This is a genomic window from Micromonospora sp. B006, assembly GCF_003408515.1.
Classification (GTDB): domain Bacteria; phylum Actinomycetota; class Actinomycetes; order Mycobacteriales; family Micromonosporaceae; genus Micromonospora; species Micromonospora echinospora_A.
This window is the reverse complement of sequence record NZ_CP030865.1, coordinates 78,163-96,812: the sequence shown is the minus strand read 5'-3', so window position 1 is coordinate 96,812 and position 18,650 is coordinate 78,163. Positions and strand designations below refer to the sequence as shown.

Annotated in this window: 19 protein-coding genes and 1 tRNA gene; 9 read left to right on the top strand and 11 right to left on the bottom strand. The window is 72.2% G+C overall.

Going from position 1 to position 18,650, the window contains the following annotated elements; genetic code table 11:
* Positions 1–175 precede the first annotated feature (175 nt).
* The gene (locus tag MicB006_RS00480; protein WP_073826907.1) at positions 176–439 is read right to left on the bottom strand and encodes a cell division protein CrgA; all 264 of its coding nucleotides are present in this window, start codon (positions 437–439) and stop codon (positions 176–178) included.
* 230 nt (positions 440–669) lie between these two features.
* Between MicB006_RS00480 and MicB006_RS00475 the strand changes: the two genes are divergently transcribed.
* The 4 genes from MicB006_RS00475 (at position 670) to MicB006_RS00455 (ending at position 4,006) form a co-directional block, all read left to right on the top strand.
* Entirely contained in the window at positions 670–1,476 is an 807-nt protein-coding gene (locus MicB006_RS00475) for a DUF881 domain-containing protein (protein WP_116503117.1), read from the top strand.
* Between the two features lie 425 nt (positions 1,477–1,901).
* Positions 1,902–3,074 carry a class E sortase gene (locus MicB006_RS32155; protein WP_370013400.1) on the top strand — a complete coding sequence of 391 codons (1,173 nt, stop codon included), beginning with the start codon at positions 1,902–1,904 and terminating at the stop codon, positions 3,072–3,074.
* 3 nt (positions 3,075–3,077) lie between these two features.
* Complete coding sequence (locus MicB006_RS00460; RefSeq protein WP_116503113.1) at positions 3,078–3,350, top strand: hypothetical protein; 273 nt, start codon at positions 3,078–3,080, stop codon at positions 3,348–3,350.
* A gap of 5 nt (positions 3,351–3,355) precedes the next feature.
* Entirely contained in the window at positions 3,356–4,006 is a 651-nt protein-coding gene (locus tag MicB006_RS00455; RefSeq protein ID WP_116511033.1) for an aminodeoxychorismate/anthranilate synthase component II, read from the top strand.
* Between the two features lie 206 nt (positions 4,007–4,212).
* On the opposite strand, the gene pknB is transcribed toward MicB006_RS00455, so the two are convergent.
* From pknB to MicB006_RS00420, 7 genes are read right to left on the bottom strand one after another with little or no spacing between them, the layout of a single operon-like run.
* Positions 4,213–6,051 (bottom strand): Stk1 family PASTA domain-containing Ser/Thr kinase, encoded by a 1,839-nt coding sequence (gene pknB / locus MicB006_RS00450; RefSeq protein ID WP_116503111.1) that lies wholly within the window; start codon positions 6,049–6,051, stop codon positions 4,213–4,215.
* Complete coding sequence (locus MicB006_RS00445; protein WP_116503109.1) at positions 6,048–7,445, bottom strand: serine/threonine-protein kinase; 1,398 nt, start codon at positions 7,443–7,445, stop codon at positions 6,048–6,050. Before MicB006_RS00445 ends, pknB begins: the two co-directional genes overlap by 4 nt.
* 1 nt (position 7,446) lies before the next feature.
* Positions 7,447–8,955, bottom strand: a complete 1,509-nt coding sequence (locus MicB006_RS00440; protein ID WP_116503107.1) for a penicillin-binding protein 2 — start codon at positions 8,953–8,955, stop codon at positions 7,447–7,449.
* Positions 8,952–10,442, bottom strand: coding sequence for an FtsW/RodA/SpoVE family cell cycle protein (locus MicB006_RS00435; protein ID WP_116503105.1), 1,491 nt, complete (start codon positions 10,440–10,442; stop codon positions 8,952–8,954). Before MicB006_RS00435 ends, MicB006_RS00440 begins: the two co-directional genes overlap by 4 nt.
* A gap of 28 nt (positions 10,443–10,470) precedes the next feature.
* Complete coding sequence (locus tag MicB006_RS00430; protein ID WP_116503103.1) at positions 10,471–11,919, bottom strand: PP2C family serine/threonine-protein phosphatase; 1,449 nt, start codon at positions 11,917–11,919, stop codon at positions 10,471–10,473.
* Positions 11,916–12,401, bottom strand: coding sequence for an FHA domain-containing protein (locus tag MicB006_RS00425; RefSeq protein ID WP_073826916.1), 486 nt, complete (start codon positions 12,399–12,401; stop codon positions 11,916–11,918). The genes MicB006_RS00430 and MicB006_RS00425 overlap by 4 nt, the downstream gene beginning before the upstream one ends.
* A gap of 6 nt (positions 12,402–12,407) precedes the next feature.
* Positions 12,408–13,196 (bottom strand): DUF3662 and FHA domain-containing protein, encoded by a 789-nt coding sequence (locus tag MicB006_RS00420; RefSeq protein ID WP_026267912.1) that lies wholly within the window; start codon positions 13,194–13,196, stop codon positions 12,408–12,410.
* A 209-nt stretch (positions 13,197–13,405) separates the two neighbouring features.
* Between MicB006_RS00420 and MicB006_RS00415 the strand changes: the two genes are divergently transcribed.
* The 4 genes from MicB006_RS00415 to MicB006_RS00400 all read left to right on the top strand — a co-directional run bounded on the left by MicB006_RS00415 (position 13,406) and on the right by MicB006_RS00400 (position 16,171).
* Positions 13,406–13,491, top strand: a tRNA-Leu gene (locus MicB006_RS00415).
* 71 nt (positions 13,492–13,562) lie between these two features.
* Positions 13,563–14,672, top strand: a complete 1,110-nt coding sequence (locus tag MicB006_RS00410; RefSeq protein ID WP_192900167.1) for an NAD-dependent epimerase/dehydratase family protein — start codon at positions 13,563–13,565, stop codon at positions 14,670–14,672.
* On the top strand, positions 14,669–15,475 hold the full coding sequence (locus MicB006_RS00405) for a WecB/TagA/CpsF family glycosyltransferase (RefSeq protein ID WP_116511031.1): 807 nt from the start codon (positions 14,669–14,671) through the stop codon (positions 15,473–15,475). The genes MicB006_RS00410 and MicB006_RS00405 overlap by 4 nt, the downstream gene beginning before the upstream one ends.
* A 93-nt stretch (positions 15,476–15,568) precedes the next feature.
* The gene (locus MicB006_RS00400) at positions 15,569–16,171 is read left to right on the top strand and encodes a hypothetical protein (protein WP_116503099.1); all 603 of its coding nucleotides are present in this window, start codon (positions 15,569–15,571) and stop codon (positions 16,169–16,171) included.
* Here MicB006_RS00400 and MicB006_RS00395 read toward each other — a convergent pair.
* From MicB006_RS00395 to MicB006_RS00385, 3 genes are all read right to left on the bottom strand, one after another.
* Positions 16,139–16,537 (bottom strand): hypothetical protein, encoded by a 399-nt coding sequence (locus tag MicB006_RS00395; RefSeq protein ID WP_030500485.1) that lies wholly within the window; start codon positions 16,535–16,537, stop codon positions 16,139–16,141. The genes MicB006_RS00400 and MicB006_RS00395 overlap by 33 nt on opposite strands.
* Before the next feature lie 136 nt (positions 16,538–16,673).
* Positions 16,674–16,895 carry a DUF397 domain-containing protein gene (locus MicB006_RS00390; protein ID WP_116503097.1) on the bottom strand — a complete coding sequence of 74 codons (222 nt, stop codon included), beginning with the start codon at positions 16,893–16,895 and terminating at the stop codon, positions 16,674–16,676.
* Entirely contained in the window at positions 16,865–17,746 is an 882-nt protein-coding gene (locus tag MicB006_RS00385) for a helix-turn-helix transcriptional regulator (RefSeq protein ID WP_073826920.1), read from the bottom strand. The genes MicB006_RS00390 and MicB006_RS00385 overlap by 31 nt, the downstream gene beginning before the upstream one ends.
* A gap of 608 nt (positions 17,747–18,354) precedes the next feature.
* Between MicB006_RS00385 and MicB006_RS00380 the strand changes: the two genes are divergently transcribed.
* The gene (locus MicB006_RS00380) at positions 18,355–18,642 is read left to right on the top strand and encodes a hypothetical protein (protein ID WP_116503096.1); all 288 of its coding nucleotides are present in this window, start codon (positions 18,355–18,357) and stop codon (positions 18,640–18,642) included.
* The last annotated feature ends 8 nt before the right edge of the window (positions 18,643–18,650 follow it).

The following is an 18,650-nucleotide window of genomic DNA, read 5'->3' as shown; positions in this document are numbered from 1 at the left end:
TTGGCCTCCCGGTCTGCTGCTTGTCCGTGCAGCCTACGCGCAAGGTTACCCAGCAGTAACGTGAGTCTTCTCGCACCAGGCCACGCCGCCCTGCGCACACCTTAGGTGCAGCGGCGACGAAGCGCCTGGCAGGGGCGGCGTGGCGTGACCTACGCCGGGTGGACGGGCGGCCGGCTCACCGCCAGCGGGAGAGCAGGATCAGCGAGGAGACCATCGCGCCGAAGCCGACAGCGAGGTTCCAGTAACCCCAGGTGGCGACCGGGTAGGCCTGCTCGGACAGGTAGTAGAGCACCAGCCAGCCGATGCCCACCACGATCAGCGCGACCGCCGTGGCCGGCAACCAGACCGGGCTAGGCTTGCGCGTCGACGCCGTCGCCGTCGGACGAACGTCCGTGGGCGGGGTGTACACCTTCTTCTTGCGGACCTGAGACTTGGGCACGACGCTCTCCAGAGGGGGGTACGACCTCGTCCGGCCTGACAACCGGGCGCGAGGGCGACGGTCCATGGCCAATAATGTTCGACAGCTAGCGTAGTCCCGACGGACCGTCCAGGCCACGAATGGGGCCAGGCCGGTGCACTCAGTAACCGGAAAGAGCGGACTTTCCGGGTCGATCAGGTCGGTTCGCATCGGCGCGAGCCGGAACGAGACGACGGGAAAGGGAACGCCCGGTGGAGTACACGTCCGGCGCCGCCTCCTGGCAGAAGGTCCTCCGCCGCGCGGCAGCCGCCCTGCTGCCCCGGCGCGCCCGCCAGCGCCGTCCGGGCTGGTCGATCGGCGTACCCCTGATCGCCGCCGCGGCCGGGCTGCTCTTCACCACCACCGCCACCACCGCGGGCGGCACGTCGCTGCGCGAGGACCGTCGTCCCCAGCTCACCCAGCTGATCGAGGACCGCCGGGAGGAGGTCGCGGCGAGCGAGGCAAAGGCCGCCCGGCTCCGCACCGAGGTGGAGGAACAGACCGCCGCGCTGGCCGGCGCCGACGGGCCGATCAAGACCGAGCGGGACCGGGCCGCCGCGAGCCGGCAGGCCGCCGGGTTCACCGCGCTCACCGGCAGCGGCGTGACGGTCGAGCTGAACGACGCCGACCGCCGGCCCGACCAGCCGTTGCCCAAGGGCGCCAGCAACGACGACCTGGTCGTGCACCAGGGCGACGTCCAGGCGGTGGTCAACGCGCTCTGGGCCGGCGGCGCGGAGGCCATGTCAATCATGAACGTGCGCGTGCTCAGCACCAGCGCGGTACGCTGCGTCGGTAACACCCTGCTGCTGCACGGCCGGGTGTACTCCCCTCCTTTCAAGATCGTGGCAATCGGCGACCCCGCGGAACTCCAGCGGGCGCTCGCCGCCTCTGAGGGAGTGCGGGTGTTCAAGGAAGTGGCCGACCACTACCAACTCGGCTACGTCGAGCGCGTCTCCACAGTCACCGTGCCGGCCTTCGAGGACTCCACCGCGTTGCAGTCGGCGACGGTGCCCCGGTGAGCGGCGGCGACCCCCGGGACCGCCGCGGCCACGACCGCCAGGAGGAGCCGACCGCGTTCCTCCCCAAGGTCGAGCGCCCTGCCCCGGCGTCGCCGCCCCCGCTCGACCTGCCCTGGCCCGACGCCGGACCGTCACACGCCTCCCCGGCGCGACGGGGCCCGTTCCCACCGACGCCCGCCCCGCCACGGAGCGCCCCCCCACCACCGCCCGGCCCGCCACGGTCCGCTCCGCCGCCGCCCTGGCCGGGCAACCAGGCCCATCCGACGGCCGGCCCGCAGCACGCGGCGGCGCCCCGGCGCGGGCCCGGGATGCGTCCCGCCACGCCGGTCGACGTGCCGCCCCGGACCGGTGAACGCACGGCGCGACCGGGCGACGTCCCGCCTCCGGCGGGTGAGCACCGGGCGCGACCCGGCGATGCCCCACCCGTGCGGGACGAGCGCCAGATGCGGCCGGGCGCGTACGGACCGGCGGCGCATCAGAACTCCGCCCGCCCGGCCGGCGGCGCGCTCCCGCCCGAACGCGGTATGCGCGGGGCCCAGCCGCCGCAGACCGGCCCGCAGCCGTGGGAGAACGGCGGACGTACGCCGGAGGCCACCGGCCGGCCACCGGGGGGCGAGGGACGGCAGGCGGCCGGTCCGCCCGGCGTACCCCGGTTCGGCGACCCGGCCGACGCGGACCGGACACCGCCGGTCGACCCGGGAGCGACGGCGCTGCTGCCCCCCGTCACCCGCCCGCCCGCGGACCCCCGGATGGACGCCACCGGGCTGATGGGGGCGGTGCCTCCGGCGCCGGACGCGGCGGACGGCGGCGACGAGTCCTCGGGCGAGCCGCCCCGCCCCCGGCGCGGTGAGCGGGTGGTGCAGTTGCGGCCCGAGCAGACCGGCGAGGGCTACCGGAGCGTCTACTCCGAGCTGACCCGCCCCACCGCCGGCTCCCGGCTGCGCACCGTCGTACGCGGCACCGGCGAACTGCTGATCACCTTCGGCCTCGTGGTGCTCCTCTTCGCCGGCTACGAGATCTGGGGCAAGGCGGTCATCGTCGAGGCCCACCAGAGCGATCTGAACAGCCAGCTCGCCCAGGAGTGGGGCGCGGACCCGACGGTCGCCCCGACCACCGGGCCGACCGTGAAACCGAAGCCCCCGGCCAACGGAAAGCCGGTCGCCGGCCTCTACATCCCGAAGTTCGACAAGCACTGGGTGGTGGTCGAGGGGGTCACCCCGAACGACATCCGGTACGCCCCGGGCCGCTACCCGGACAGCGCCATGCCCGGCGAGGTGGGCAACTTCTCCGTGGCGGGCCACCGGATCCGCTCCACGTTCTGGCGGCTGGACGAGCTGAAGACCGGCGACGCCATAGTGGTCGAGACCCGCACCGACTGGCTCGTCTACCGCGTCTATCAGCAACGCATCGTCAAGCCGTCCCAGGTCGAGGTGGTCGCGCCGGTGCCGGGCAAGCCTGGCCAGAAGCCCACCGAGAAGCTGCTCACGCTCACCACCTGCAACCCGAAGTTCGACAACTACCAGCGGCTGATCATTCACGCCCGGCTGGACACCGTCCAGGCCAAGTCGGCGGGCCGCCCGGCCGAACTGGAGACGTGAGCCGTGTACACCTGGATCTGGCGGAAACTCCCCTTCGGGCTGCCCGGGAAGCTGATCGGCTCGCTGCTGCTGGCCACCGCCACCGTCGCGCTGCTCTGGTTCGTGGTCTTCCCGTGGGCCGAGCCGCTGCTGCCCTTCGACGACGTGCAGGTCACCCAGGACTCCGGCGTACCGGGCGACGGCGGGCTCACCGAGCCGACCGGGCTGCCCGGCGACGAGGAGCTGCCGTACAGCACCGAGACGAACAACGCCCCGCCCCCCACCCCGAACAGGTGACCCCGATGCGTGTCCTGGTGATCGACAACTACGACTCGTTCGTCTTCAACCTCGTGCAGTACCTCGGCCAGCTCGGGGCCGACTGCGACGTACGGCGCAACGACGAGATCGACGTCGCCGAGGTGGGGCGCGCCGGCGCCGGCGGCATCCTGCTGTCGCCCGGTCCGGGCAGCCCGGATCGCGCCGGCATCTGCCTGGACGTCATCCGCGAGTACGCCGGCAAGCTCCCGATCTTCGGCGTCTGCCTCGGTCACCAGGCGATCGGCGAGGCGTTCGGCGCGACAGTGGCGCGTGCGCCGGAACTGCTGCACGGCAAGACCTCCGAGGTACGCCACGACGGCGTGGGCGTCCTCGCCGGCCTGCCCGACCCGTTCACCGCCACCCGCTACCACTCGCTCGCCGTACTGCCCGAGACGCTGCCGGACGAGCTGGAGGTCACCGGCCGGACCGGCTCCGGCGTGGTGATGGCGATGCGGCACCGCACGCTACCCATCGAGGGCGTGCAGTTCCACCCGGAGTCGGTGCTGACCGAGGGCGGTCACCTGATGCTGGCGAACTGGCTGGCCGCCTGCGGCTTCCCGGCGGCGCTGGAGCGTGCCCCGGAGCTGGCCGCCGAGGTCGACGCCCGCCGCCGAGCCGCCTTCGCCACAGCCTGATCCCAACCCCACCCACTCACCCGCCGCCCGCCCGTCCCGGCCCAGCCCCGCCCGGCCCGGCGATCATGAAGTTAGCGGTACGAGCGCGCCCGATTTGTCGCCGCCAACCTCATGATCGACGGGGAGGGTGGGGCGGTAAGGGCAGGTGCGACGACGGCGGCGGCCCCGGGATCGGGGACGCCGCCGCGTCGTCGGTCAGGTGATGCTCAGCGTTCGGTACGGCTGGGCCCGATGGTCGGGAACGGGAAGCCACTGCCGCCGCCGTTGCCGCCGCCACCGCCCGGCGTGGTCGGCGTCGTGCTGGGGGTGACGCTCGGCGTCGGGGAAGTCGGCTCCTCGTCCTCCCGCGGCACGTCGACCTCGATGGTCACCCGCTCGCCCTTGGCCAGCTTCGTCTTGCCGGCCGGCGACTGTTTGCTGACCTTGCCCGCCTGGGACGGATCGACCTCGTTGCCCTCCCGGACCCGGACGTCGTAGCCGGCCTCCTTGAGTCGCTGCGTCGCCTGCTCCTCGGTGTAGCCGATGACGGTCGGCACCTCGCCGACGTTGCCCTTGGAGACCTTGAGCGTCACCTTGCTGCCCTCGGCGACCGGGCTGCCCTCGTTGGGCGACACGGCGATGACCTGGTCCTTCGGCGCGCTGTCGTTGACTTCCTCCACCACGGGAATGAGGTTCTGCTCGCGCAGACGCGCCTCCGCAGCACCCACGGTGCTGCCCTTCAGGCCGGTGGGGACGGTCACCTGGCCCGGGCCGGTGCAGACCTTGACAGTGACCTCGGTGTCCTTGTCCACCCGCTGGCCGAACGTCGGGCTCTGCTCGACCACTGAGCCCTTCTCGCAGGTGGTGCTCTGCACCGGATCGCCGGGGACGAACCGCAGCCCGGCCTGGGTCAGCGCTGCCTGCGCGTCGGCCTGCGAACGGCCTACCAGCTGCGGCACCGACACCTTCTCGTTGCCGGCCTGGTTGAGCCAGAGCGCGGTGCCCAGCGCGATCACCGCGAGCACGCCGAGCGCGGCGAACGCGGCGATGACCCAGGACGAGCTCTTGCGCTTGCCCGGGTCGCCGACCCGCGCCACCGGCTGCGAGCGGGTCTGCGGGCCCATCATCTGGGTCTGCTGCGCCTGCTGGTAACCGCCGCCCGCGGCGGCGCCCATCGGCATGGTCTCCTCGGCCGGCATCACCGGGGTGGCGAGCACCGGCCGGCCGGCGGCGGCGCGGAGCAGGTCCGCCCGCATCTCACCGGCGCTCTGGTAGCGGTTGAGCGGGTTCTTCGACAGCGCCTTGAGCACGATGGCGTCGACCGCCGGGTTGACGTCCGGGTTGATCGTGCTCGGCGTCGGCGGCTGCTCCCGCACGTGCTGGTACGCGACGCTGACCGGGCTGTCGCCGACGAACGGCGGGTGGCCGCAGAGCAGCTCGAACAGCACGCAGCCGGCCGCGTAGACGTCGGAGCGGGCGTCGACCGCCTCGCCGCGCGCCTGCTCCGGGGAGAGGTACTGCGCGGTGCCGATGACCGCGCTGGTCTGCGTCATCGTGGTGGCGCCGCTGGCCAGCGCCCGGGCGATGCCGAAGTCCATCACCTTGACCTGGCCGGTCTGGGTGAGCATCACGTTGCCGGGCTTGATGTCCCGGTGGATGATCCCGTGCCGGTGGCTGAACTCCAGCGCCGCGCACATGTCGGCGCAGATCTCCAGCGCCCGACGCGGCTGAAGCCGCCCCTCGACGCCGAGGACCTCCTTGAGCGTGCGGCCGTTGACGAACTCCATGACGATGAACGGCAGGGTCTCGCCCGTCGGGCCGGTTTCCTCACCGGTGTCGTAGACGGCGACGATGGCCGGGTGGTTCAGCGAGGCGGCGTTCTGTGCCTCGCGGCGGAACCGCATCTGGAAGGTCGCATCCCGGGCCAGATCGGCACGGAGCATCTTGATCGCGACATCCCGCCCGAGCCGGAGGTCGCGGCCGCGGTGCACCTCGGCCATGCCGCCGTAGCCCAGCAGCTCGCCGACCTGATACCTGCCACCGAGCAGGCGGGCCTGCGCTGTCATCGCGTGTCTCGTCCTTCGCTCGTCGTCGTACCGCCGTCGGCCGGCAGGAGGCGTACCTCACGACGGTACGACGTGCGGACCGGATAGTCGCCTCCGTGCGGCCGCACCGCGCCGGAGGTCACGCTCACACTCGCCGGAGCGGATGCGGTAGCACCGTATTTCCGGTACAGGAACGAAATCACGCCCGAGCAGAGGATGACCAGTACGGCCACCACGATCGCCGTCGTCCAGAGCCCGGACCGGGAGCGCCGGGGCGGCGGCGGGGCGGCCGGGCGCGCGTACGGCATGGGGTTGTGCTGGGGCACTGGTCGCGGCGGCACGGGGGCCGCGCCACGCGGTGCCACCGGCGGCCGGGGCATCGGGGCCGGGTGGGCGATCACGGCCGGGCGCGGCGTCACCGGCGGGCGGGCCGGCGAGACGGGCGGGCGGGCGGGGGAGACCGGCGGCCGGGGCTGCGGATGCGCGGCGGCGGCCGGTGGCTGCGGCCGGGGAGCGGTCGGCACCTGCGCGCGTGCGACGGGCGCGGCCGGTGAGGCGGGTGCGGCCGAGATGGGACGGCCGGCACGGGCCGCCTGGGAGAGCGCGAGCTTGGCCTGCCGGGCGATGCTCGCCAGCGCGGCGGCGCTGGGCCAGCGGGCGGCCGGGTCCTTCGCCATGGCCCGCTCCACGATGGCCCGGACCTGCGGCGGGATGTCGGCCGGAAGCGCCCGGGGCGTATCCCGTACGTGCTTCATGGCGATTTCGAGCGGGTTGTCCCCCTCGAAGGGGCGCCGGCCCGCGAGGCACTGGTACGCGACCACGCCGAGCGCGTAGACGTCCGAGGCGGGCGTGGCCACCGCGCCGGTGGCCTGCTCCGGCGAGATGTACGAGGCGGTGCCGAGCACCGAGCCGGCGGCGGTGAGCTGACCGACCAGCTCGGAGCGGGCGATGCCGAAGTCGGTGAGCACGAGCGTGCCGTTCGGCCGGACCAGCAGGTTGCCGGGCTTCACGTCGCGGTGCACGATGCCCTTCTCGTGCGCCGCGTGCAACGCGTCGGCGGCCTGGGCCAGCAGCGCCATGGTCCGCGCCGGGGTCAGCCGGCCGACCCGGCTGAGCGTGGCCGAGAGCGCGTCGCCCTCGACGTACTCCATCACCAGGAACGCGATGTGCTGGTCGCTGCCGAAGTCGTAGACGTCGACCACGCCCGGGTGGTTGATGGTCGCCATGGTCCGCGCCTCGCCCCGGAACCGCTCGGCGAAGCCCGGCTCGTCGAGCAGCGCGGGAAGCAGGCTCTTGACCGCGACGGTACGGCCCAGCACCTGGTCGGTGCCGCGCCACACGTCGCCCATGCCACCGCTGGCGATCCGCTCGTCGAGGCGGTAGCGGTTGCCGAGCTTCACCCCCGGGCTCAGCACGTCAGCGCCTCCCGGAGTCCGCGATGGCCGCCGCCATGATCCGGCCGGCGATGCGGGCCGCCTCGGCGCTGCCGCCGTTGCCCGCCTGCTCCAGCTCGACGCAGACGGCGGACAGTGGCGTGCCGTCCTTGTCCAGGGCGAAGCCGATGAACCAGCCGTGGTCCGGGGTGTTCGGGCCGGACTGCGCGGTACCGGTCTTGCCGCCGACCAGGTAGCCGTCGATGGCGGCCCGGCGGCCGGTGCCCTCCTTCACCACGTTCTGCATCATGTCGCGCAGGTCGGCGGCGACCTGGCCGCTGATCGGGCGGCGCAGCTCGCGCGGCTGGGCGGGGTCGTAGACGGTGGTGCGGTCCGGCCCGAGCAACTGCTTGACCAGGTACGGACGCATCTGCTTGCCGTCCTTGTTCGCCACCGCGGCGGCGATCATCGCGCCCTGCAGCGGCGTCATCCGCACGTTGTTCTGGCCGATCGACGACTGGGCGAGCGCGGCCGGGTCGGTGCTGCCGTCCGGGTTCTGCATGTCGCCGGTGCGGCTGGCCGCCACCGGGAGGCCACCCTCGCCGAGCTGGCCGACTGTGAGGTCGTCCTGCTCGAAGCCGAACTGCTTGGCCTTCTCCTTCACCTTGTCCGCGCCGAGCCGCACGCCGAGCTGGGCGAAGCCGGTGTTGCAGGACTCGGTCACCGCCTCGCGCAGCGTCACCTGCGACTCGGGGCAGATCGACGGCGCGGCGTTGCGGATCGGCTGCCCGGCGCCGGGCGCGGTGTAGCTGGAGCCGGCGGGGATGCGGGTCTGCTGGCCGACGCCGTTCTCCAGCGCGGCCGCCGCCATGATGATCTTGAAGGTGGAGCCGGGCGGCAGCGTCTCGGACAGCGCCCGGTTCGCCAGCGGCCGGTCCTTGTCCTTCTCCAGCGCGTTGTACGCCCGGTCCGCCTCGGTGCTGTTGTGGCTGGCGAGCGGGTTCGGGTCGAAGCTCGGCATGGAGACCAGCGCCTGCACCGCGCCGGTACGCGGGTCGATAGCGATCGCCGCGCCCTTCGTCGCCCCGACCTGGTTGTCGTTCAGCTGCTTGTACGCCGTCTCCTGGGCCCGCTTCGACAGCGTCAGCACCACGTTCCCGCCACCGGTCTCGTCACCGGTGAACATGTCCTTGATCCGGTTGGCGATGAGCGCGTCACTGGTGCCGGCGAGGAAGTCGTTCTCCACCCGCTCGATACCGCTCGCGCTGCCGTTTACCGGCTTCCAGCCGAGCACGTGCGCGTACGTCTCGCCGCCCGGGTAGGTGCGCTGGTACTTCAGCTCACCGCCGGTCTCCTTGCTGAGCGCGTACGCGGTGCCGCCGACCTCGATGTTGCCGCGCTTGCGGTCGTACTCGGCGACCTGGACCCGGCCGTTGTAGTCACTGTTGCGGTACTCGTCGGCCTTGTATGCCTGGATCCAGTTCAGGTTCGCGAAGAGGAGCCCGAACAGGACCATCACGACCACGCCGACGCGGCGCAGAGGGGCGTTCACGGTCGGATCACCTCCGTCGGGGCGCCGTGCAACTGCTCGGGCGGACCACCGGACGGCCGCGCCGCCGGGCCGCCACCACCGGTCACCGGGCGGCGGGCGCCGTCGGAGACCCGCAGCAGCACCGCGATCAGCAGCCAGTTCGCCATCAGCGAGGAACCACCGGCGGACAGGAACGGGGTGGTCTGACCGGTCAGCGGGATGAGCTTGCTGATGCCGCCGACGATGACGAACACCTGAAGGCCCAGCGTGAACGCCAGGCCACCGGCGAGCAGCTTGCCGAACGAGTCCCGCACCGCCAGCGCGGCACGCAGGCCACGCTCCACGATCAGCAGGTAGATCACCAGCAGCGCGGAGAGACCGAACAGGCCGATCTCCTCACCGATGCCGGCGAAGATGAAGTCGGTCTGCACCTCGGGCAGCAGCGTCGGCTGGCCGCCACCCGGACCGGCCCCGAACAGGCCGCCGATGCCGAGCGTGAGCAGGCCCTGCACCAACTGGTAGCCCCGGTCGTACGGCTCGGCGAACGGGTCGAGCCAGATCTCCGCCCGGTCGTAGAAGTTGGCGAACGGGCCGCCCACGGTGCTGCCCAGCAGGTACGCCAGGTAGGCGCCGCCGAAGAACAGGATCAGGCCGATGAGCAGCCAGCTGACCCGCTCGGTGGCGATGTAGAGCGTCACCACGAACATGCCGAAGTAGAGCAGCGAGGTGCCCAGGTCCTTCTCGAAGATCAGGACCAGGAGGCTGACCAGCCAGACCACCAGCACCGGGCCGAGGTCGCGCCCGCGCGGGAAGTCGATGCCGAGCACGCGCCGGCTGGCGAGCGACAGCACCTCGCGCTTGCGCACCAGGTAGTAGGCGAAGAACGTGAGCAGGGCCAGCTTGGCGAACTCACCCGGCTGGATGGAGAACCCGCCGAACTTGATCCACAGCTTGGCGCCGTTGATCTCGGAGAAACGGCTGGGCAGCACCGCCGGGATCATCACCAGCACGATGCCGGCCAGGCCCAGCGTGTACGCGTACCGGGACAGCGAGCGGTGGTCGCGCAGGATCGCCAGCAGCCCGGCTGCCAGCACCACGGCGGCCAGCGTCCAGGCGAGCTGCCGGCCACCGGTGCCGGCGAAGATGGCCAGGTCCTCCCGCTCCGCGGGCGCGGCCTTGGCCAGGTCGTACCGGCGCAGGAAGCCCACGCCGATGCCGTTGAGCAGGGCCACCGCCGGCAGCAGCGCCGGGTCGGCGTACGGCGCGAGCCAGCGGATCACCAGGTGCAGGCCGAGGAAGACCAGCCCCAGCGCGGCGGCCGGGATCCAGAAGTCGTTCGTGATCGTGTCCAGCGCCTTCGCCTCGACCATCGCCGCGTACGCCGCCACGAGCACCATGGCGAGCAGGAGCAGGGACAGCTCGGCGTTACGCCGGGACCGGGCCAGGCGTACGCCGGACTGCTCGCCCGTCGAAGCGGGCGAGGCGGCCGGTACGGCGGCTGCGGTCACGGATACGTCCTCGGGATCGAGCCGACACTCACTGCGGCGACCGGCAACCCGCCGGGTCGGCCGGCGGAACGGTGTCGGAGGGGACGGCGTCGGGCGTGGTGGTGAACGTCGGCGTCGGCGCGCCGGGGGTGGGCGTCGACGCGCCCGCGGGCGGCGTGGACGGGAGCGGGCTGCCGCCGGGAGGCGGGGACAGCGGGTCGGTCGTGGCCACCGGGGTCGGGCTGGTCACGCCGGGCGACGGGTCGGGCGGGCAGAGCGGCTTGAGGTTGGGGTTGCCCGGGTCGTCGCTGGTCAGCTCCGCCAGCCGGCGCTCGGCGTCCGGCTCGTTGCGGGCCTGGATGCCCTGCTTCACCCGCTCCTGGGCGGCCAGCGTCAGGTCGTCGAGCCGGGCGCCGCTGCGCTCGTGCACGTTCGACAGGTCCAGCCCCGCGACCTGGCCGGGCACCCCGCGGAAGACCGCGAGCTGGCCGTCGTCGGTGGCGCCGACGTAGTACTGCCGCTGGGTGTACGTCCAGCCGCCGAACATGCCGCCGCCGACGATGACCGCGAGCGCCACCACCATCGCGACGGTGCGCAGCGGCCGGCGGCGACGGCCCTCGGGCTCGTCGTCGCGGTTGTCCGCCGGCTCCTCGGGCACGGGTGGCCGGGGCGCGGACAGCGCCGAGGCGCGGGCCGCCGGAGTGGAGTCGTCGGCCGAGGTCGCCATGCCGCGGTCCCGGGCGGCGGCGCCGCCCACGATCGGGGACGCCTCGACGATGTCCTGGTCGGTGGCGTCGGCGATGATCACGGTGATGTTGTCCGGGCCGCCGCCGCGCAGCGCGAGCTGCACCAGGCGCTCCACGCACCGCTGCGGGTCGGGGTACTCCCGCATGGTGTCGGCGATGGTGTCCGCGCTGACCACGCCGGAGAGCCCGTCGGAGCAGATCAGGTAGCGGTCGCCGGGCAGCACCTGCCGGACGCTGTACTCCGGGTCGATGTCGCGGCCGTCGAGCGCCCGGGTGAGCAGCGAGCGCTGGGGGTGGCTGCTCGCCTCCTCCGCGCTGATCCGGCCCTCGTCGACGAGCATCTGGACGTACGTGTCGTCCTTGGTGATCTGCGCGAACTCGCCGTTGCGCAGGAGATAGGCCCGCGAGTCACCGATGTGGACCATCCCGAGCTTGCTGCCGGAGAAGAGGGTCGCGGTGAGCGTGGTGCCCATCCCCTCCAGCTGCGGGTTGGCGTCCACGGTGTCGCGGAGCTGCTGGTTGGCGGTGCCCACGGCGGAGCGGAGCGCGTCGACCAGGGCGTCACCAGGGACGTCCTCGTCGAGGGGCGCCATGGCACCGATGACGATGTTGCTGGCGACGTCACCGGCGGCCATGCCGCCCATGCCGTCGGCCACGGCGAGCAGCCGCGGTCCGGCGTAGACGGAATCCTGATTACCGTCTCGGATCAGACCGCGGTCGCTGTGGGCCGCGTAGCGCAGGGTCAGAGTCATGGCCGTAATTCGAGGGAAGTGCGGCCGATCCGGATCGGCACGCCGAGGGGGACGGGGGTTGGTCCGGTGACCTTAGCGCGATCGAGATAGGTGCCGTTAGTCGATCCGAGGTCCTCGACGTACCACTGCCCGTCGCGGGGCACCAGCCGGGCGTGTCGCGCCGAGGCGTAGTCGTCGGTGATCACCAGCGTCGAGTCCTCCGCCCGGCCGATGGTGATCTGGGCCTCCCCGAGCGTGATCCGGGTGCCGGCCAGCTGACCGGCGGTGACCACGAGCTGGCGGGCGGCCCGGCCGCGCTTGGCCTTCGCCGGCTTTCCCGGCTGCCCGGTCGACGCGCCGATCCCCCGCGGCGCGGCCACCAGGCGGCCCGACCGGGCGCCCGCGAAGAGGTCCCGGCGGATCACACCGACGACCGTGAACACGAAGATCCACAGCAGGATGAGGAACCCGAACCGGGCGACGGTGATGACGAGCTCCGGCAACGGGGATCAGCCGTCCACGCGGAAGGTCAGCGTCGTGGTGCCGAGCTGGATCATGTCGCCGGGGTTGAGGGCGACCGCCGAGACGCGCTGGCCGTTGACCATCGTGCCGTTCGTGGAACCCAGGTCGGTCAGCACGACCTGCCCGCCGTCGAAGTCCAGCCGGGCGTGGCGCCGCGAGATGCCGACGTCGGGCAGGCGCAGGTTGGCCTGGTCGCCGCGGCCGATCACGGTCGAGCCCATCTGGAGGGGGTAGGTGCGGCCGTCGCCGGAGACCAGGCGGACGTTGCGGCCCCCGCCGTGACCGGGCGGGGGGCCGTAGCCGCCACCCTGGTCGTACGCCGGGTACGCCGGGCCGGCGTCGTAGCCGCCGGGCGCGGAGACCGGGGCGACGTCCCCGCCGGTGTAGACCTCGGCGGTGACCCGGAACATGCCGGTGTCCAGGCCCTCACCGCGCTCGACCTCGACGATCACGTCGCCGTAGACCGTCCACGCCTGCTCGCCGATGAACTCGGCCTGCGACTGGGCCAGCTCCTGCGCCAGCGCGGCAGCGTACGGCGCCAGACGACTGTGGTCGTAGGGCGAGAGATCGATCACGTAGCGGTTGGGCACAAGGGTGCGCCCACCGGCCAGGATCGCCTTGTGCGCCTCGGCCTCCCGCTGCATGGCGTTGAGGATCTCCACGGGGTGAACCACCCCTTTGAAGACCTTGGCGAAGGCCCCCTCGACCAGGCCTTCCAGACGCTTCTCGAAGCGTTGCAGCACGCTCACCGGCTCCTCCTCGGGTCCCGAGGCAATGATGGTATCCGGACACCGCCTCCGCAGCTCACACGCCGCTCGGCCGGCTGCCGTCGGCCCGTTCGTGACCAGGCCCGCGGACGTGCTAAAGTTTCGCCCGCCACGAGCGGTGATCGTTCGTGGCGTGGCCAGTGGACAGCGTAATATGTCCCGGCACCCGCCGCAGATGGCGGGTGCGGGATGCGATATGGTGTTCCGGGTCGTGCCACGGGGATGTGGCGGAATGGCAGACGCGCACGGTTCAGGTCCGTGTGTCCGAAAGGACGTGGGGGTTCAACTCCCCCCATCCCCACCATGACAAGGGCTCCGCACACAGCGGGGCCCTTGCTTCGTATCGGGGCGTTCCGGACGTCACGCTATGCTCCGATGGTTTCCCTGCCTCCCACGGACCAGGAGTGGCGTGTGACTGTCGCGTTGGTGACCGGTTCCGGCGGTCTGATCGGCTCCGAGGCGGCCCGGCACTTCGCCGGACTCGGTCTCGACGTGGTCGGCATCGACAACGACATGCGGCGGTACTTCTTCGGCGAGGACGGCTCGACCGCCTGGAGCCTCGACCGGCTCGCCGCCGACCTCGGCTCCGCCTACACCCACCACGCCGTCGACATCCGCGACCGGGACGGGCTGGAGCAGGTCTTCAAGCGCTACGGCAAGGACATCGCCGTGGTGATCCACAGCGCCGCCCAGCCGAGCCACGACTGGGCCGCCAAGGAGCCGTTCACCGACTTCGACGTGAACGCCGGCGGCACGCTCAACGTGCTGGAGAACACCCGGCGGCACGCGATCGACGCGCCGTTCATCCACTGCTCCACGAACAAGGTGTACGGCGACCGGCCCAACTCGCTCCCGCTGATCGAGCTGGAGACCCGGTACGAACTGCCCGAGGACCACCGCTGGTACGACGGCATCACCGAGGACATGTCGATCGACGAGTCGCTGCACTCGATCTTCGGCGCCTCGAAGGTCGCCTCGGACGTGATGGTCCAGGAGTACGGCCGCTACTTCGACATGAAGACCGCCTGCTTCCGCGGCGGCACGCTGACCGGCCCGGCGCACTCCGCCGCCGAGCTGCACGGCTTCCTGGCGTACCTGATGCGCTGCGTGATGGAGGGCCGGACGTACAACCTCTTCGGCTACAAGGGGAAGATGGTCCGGGACGCGATCCACTCGCACGACGTGCTCACCGCGTTCGAGGCGTTCTTCCGCGAGCCGCGCTCCGCCCAGGTCTACAACCTCGGCGGCGGCCGGCACTCGAACACCTCGCACATCGAGGCGTTCCGGATCGCCCAGGAGATCACCGGCCGCGAGGCCCGGATCAACTACGTCGAGCAGGCCCGCACCGGCGACCACCAGTGGTACGTCAGCAGCATGGCCCGGTTCGAGGAGCACTACCCGTCCTGGAAGATCACGTACGACGTGCCGATGATCCTCCGCGAGATCCACGAGGCCAACGTCGACAAGTGGGTGCCGAAGGCATGAGCGCCGGGACCAAGCGCAACGTGCTGGGCGTCGGGGTCGACGCCACCGACTACGCCCGGGCCACCGAGGCCGTGGTGGCGGCCGCGCACGAGCGCCGCCCGCTGGCGCTCACCGCGCTCGCCGTGCACGGCGTGATGACCGGGGTGCTCGACCCGGCGCACAACGCCCGGCTCAACTCGTTCGACGTGGTCACCCCGGACGGGCAGCCGGTGCGCTGGGCGCTCAACCTGCTGCACGGCGCCGGGCTCACCGATCGCGTCTACGGCCCGGAGTTGACCCTGCGGGTGCTCGCCCGGTTCGCCGAGGAAGGGCTGCCGGTCTACCTCTACGGCTCCACCGAGGAGACGCTGTCCCGGCTGGTACCGGCGCTGGAGCGCAAGTTCCCCGCGCTGAAGATCGCCGGGGTCGAGCCGTCCAAGTTCCGCGCCGCCACGCCGGGCGAGGACGCCGAGATCGCCGACCGGATCCGGGCCAGCGGCGCCCGCCTCGTCCTGGTCGGGCTGGGCTGCCCGCGCCAGGAGGTCTTCGCGTACGCCATGCGCCCGCTGCTGGACATGCCGCTGATGGCGGTCGGCGCGGCGTTCGACTACCACGCCGGGCTGCTGCGCAACCCGCCACCGTGGATGCAGCGCGCCGGGCTGGAGTGGTTCTGGCGGCTCGGCCTGGAGCCCAAGCGCCTGTGGCGCCGCTACGTCATCCTCAACCCGGCCTACCTGGCCCGGCTCGCGGCCCAGAAGACCGGGCTGTGGAAGGCCACCCCGCCGGCGCCGGCCACCACCCGACCGGCCACTTTCGACGTCTGACCCGCCCCGACGACCCCTACGGGCCCGGATACGGGACGAACCGGGGTGCCGTCCCGGATTCGGCGAACGTCGAAACGGGCAAGGCTAGGGGGCATGGATGACCGTCTCGCCGTGCTGCTTCCCGTCGCCGCCGTCTGGCTGGCCGCCGGCCTGGTCGCGGAGGGCCTGCCCGGGCTGGACCGCGCCCGGGCGCTGCGCCGGCGTACCGGATGGTTGTCCGCCCTGGTGCTGACCGGCCTCGCGCTCACCGCGGCGGTCCTCGCCGCGGGCCTGCAGAGCGCCGGTGACACCACCGTGGACCGGGCCGCCGCCGCGCTCGGCGTCGCGGCGGTGCCGGCGGCCGTGGTGGCGGTCTGCACGGTACGGCGGGTCCGGCGGCTGCGGTCCGGCGCGGGCGCGTTCGCGGCGGCGCCGGGAACACCCGCCCCGCACGGGCTGCGTGCGGCCTCGGCGCACCCGCTGATCGCGCTGCCGCTCCAGGCGACGGCGCTCGCGGTGCTGGTGGCGGTGCTGCCGGCGGTCGGCGTCGACCTGTTCGCCGCGCCGGGAGTGGCCGGCCCGGTGATCACCGTCGCGGTGCTCGGTGTGTGCGCGATCGGGGTACGCCACGCGCTGCGGCACAACCGGCTCGCCGAACGGGCGATGCCGGCCGCCGAGGTGGTGTCAGCGCGACCGGCTCGTGCCCTGCACGTATAGCAGTTCCAGGATCGCGCGGGTCGCCTCGAACCAGCGGTCCAGCCAGCCGGGCGGAGGGACGCTGCCCTTCGGCGGCAGCTCCATCAGCAGGCCGCGCAGCAGCGGGTGGTCCACCAGGGACTCCTGCTGCTCGATCGGCCAGCCGCTCGGTGGGAAGGACGGCTCGGTGAGCGGGTTGGGGTCCAGCGACGGCAGGGACAGCGGCGTCGCGGCCTGCTCGGGCACACCACCCTCGCGGGCCTCCTCGCCGTCACCGGAGACCACCTCGGTGAGGACGGTGTCCCGGCGGGCACCCCGGTACTTGCCACCGAACCGCTCGGGCTTGCCCGGGCCGCTGGTGAGGTTCTCTGAACCGATCGTCGTCATCCGTCTCGCCTGCCTCGTTCGGTTGCCGATCCGTGCGGTTCAACGAGGCGGATCGAAACTGGCGACGGGTGCGGCGCCCGGACGCGAATGGTCCCGCCCGGCGGCGTTGCCGGGCGGGACCACGCTGCGGTGCCGGTCAGCTCCGGCCGAACGCGCCGCCCCGGGCGCGGGCGACGAAGGTCTGCCAGTCGTCCGGAGCGAAGACCAGGGCCGGGCCAGTCTTGTCCTTCGAGTCCCGGACCCCGACCGCCCCGGTCACGTACGCGACCTCCACGCAGTTGTCGCAGTTCGGCCCGCTCTTCGAGCTCTTGAACCACGTCGCCTGCGTCAGGTCCACGGGGAACTCCTTGGTCGCCATTTCCACAGTGGCTCCTCTGCCAGTTTCGCGATGTGTGCGATGGATTCCTCCGGGCGTATGGCCGCTGCTCGAATGTGATCGAAGATGAAGCTGTACTTCTGCAGTTCGTCGCTCTTCTCCAGGAAGAGCCCACCCGTGGCGTTCTCCGCGTACACGACATCGGGATCGCTCGGCTCGGGGAAGCTGAGGATCGTGAAGGTGCCGTCCATGCCCGCGTGCGCACCCACCTCGAAGGGCAGGACCTGCACTGTCACGTTCGGCAGTTCAGCCACCTCCACCAGCCGCTTGAGCTGACCACGCATCACCGCGTCGCCGCCAACCGGCCTGCTCAGCACCGCCTCATCGAGCACCACCCACAGATCGACCGGATCGTCCTGCGTCAACAACGACTGACGGCCCAATCGGACACGCACTCGTTGGTCGACCTGCTCGGCGGTGAAGTCCGGCCGCGCCGCCCGGATCATCGCACCGGCGTACTCCTCGGTCTCCAGCAGCCCCGGCACGACCTGCTGCTCGTATGCCCGGATGTTGCTGGCCGCGGCCTCCAGGCCGACGTACGCCCCGACCAGCACCGTGCTGTACGGATGCCACCAGCCCTTCTGCCGGGCCTCCCGGGCGATCTGCACCAGCTCGTCGCTCTCCGCGCCGACGACTCCGTAGATGCGGAGCATGTCGCGTACGTCGCGCGGCGTGGCGGTGGTGTGGCCGGTCTCGATCCGGGAGACCTTCGACGCCGAGCACTCCAGCTGCTCGGCGACCGCTTCTATGGTGATGCCCGCGGCCTCGCGCTGCCGGCGGAGTTCCGCCCCCAGCCGGCGCCGCCGGATGGTGGGGCTGCGCCGTTCGGTCACGGCGCCTCCTCGGCTCGCGACTGCGTCACAGTCACCCGGCTACCTCCGGTCGGTCGCGCCCCGGTTGGGCACCCACCGCGGGCGCGACCGGCGGGCGGTGGGCGAGCGTTCGCGGCAGGGGTGGTGCCGGTCATCGACCGGCCGCGACGGGCGAAACCGGCGTCCAGTGTGACGCCCCGATACCTGACGCTTCAAGTTTCCTGTTCACGTGTCCTCCTCACCTATCCGCAAAACACGACGTGCAACTTGCATGTCGCACGTCGCTGTAGCACTCTGTCCGTATGGCACGGGTTACTCACCGTCTTCGAACGATCTCCGGGCGTGGTGGTACCACGATCCGTGGGACGGCCGGAGGGGAGCCGTCCCGCGCCGTGCGACCTGCCCCGGAATGAAGACCCCGTCGCTGCACGCCAGCTCGGCTGCGGCGGCGGGAGCGGTAACCGGGAGCAGCCGGGTGATGGTCGGGTGGCGGTCCGCCACCGCGGGTACGGCCCGACCAGCACCGACCCAACGACCGCCGGTCCACGAGGCAGACCCCCGTCATCGGACCGCACCGACCCCGTTCCGCCTCGCCGGTCCCGACCGGCCGACCCTCCCCAGGAGCCCATGTGCTTCCCCGCTCCGGTGACGTACTGCACGTGACGCGCGCGGCGAGTGTCCAGTTCTTCCGACCGATCATGTTCCGGGTGATCCGGGTGCTCGACTGGCCGACCTACGACGGTTGGCTCTGGCTCGACGGCTACGAGTTGAACGCGGCGGGGGACGCGGTCAACCGGAGGTCGATCTTCGTACTCCAAGAGGGGTTGCAGCAGGTCCACGCCGCGCCGGTGCCCCGGCAACACACCGTCCGGACGGCCCGCCGCCCGGTGGTCCGGACTCCGGTCCGGGTGGGCTGACCTCACGA

Coding starts and splice junctions, on each gene's coding strand:
- MicB006_RS00455 (WP_116511033.1), top strand. CDS start 3,356: ATGCGTGTCCTGGTGATCGACAACTACGACTCGTTCGTCTTCAACCTC.
- pknB (WP_116503111.1), bottom strand. CDS start 6,051: ATGACAGCGCAGGCCCGCCTGCTCGGTGGCAGGTATCAGGTCGGCGAG.
- MicB006_RS00430 (WP_116503103.1), bottom strand. CDS start 11,919: ATGACTCTGACCCTGCGCTACGCGGCCCACAGCGACCGCGGTCTGATC.
- MicB006_RS00410 (WP_192900167.1), top strand. CDS start 13,563: ATGGTTTCCCTGCCTCCCACGGACCAGGAGTGGCGTGTGACTGTCGCG.
- MicB006_RS00405 (WP_116511031.1), top strand. CDS start 14,669: ATGAGCGCCGGGACCAAGCGCAACGTGCTGGGCGTCGGGGTCGACGCC.
- MicB006_RS00400 (WP_116503099.1), top strand. CDS start 15,569: ATGGATGACCGTCTCGCCGTGCTGCTTCCCGTCGCCGCCGTCTGGCTG.
- MicB006_RS00395 (WP_030500485.1), bottom strand. CDS start 16,537: ATGACGACGATCGGTTCAGAGAACCTCACCAGCGGCCCGGGCAAGCCC.
- MicB006_RS00390 (WP_116503097.1), bottom strand. CDS start 16,895: ATGGCGACCAAGGAGTTCCCCGTGGACCTGACGCAGGCGACGTGGTTC.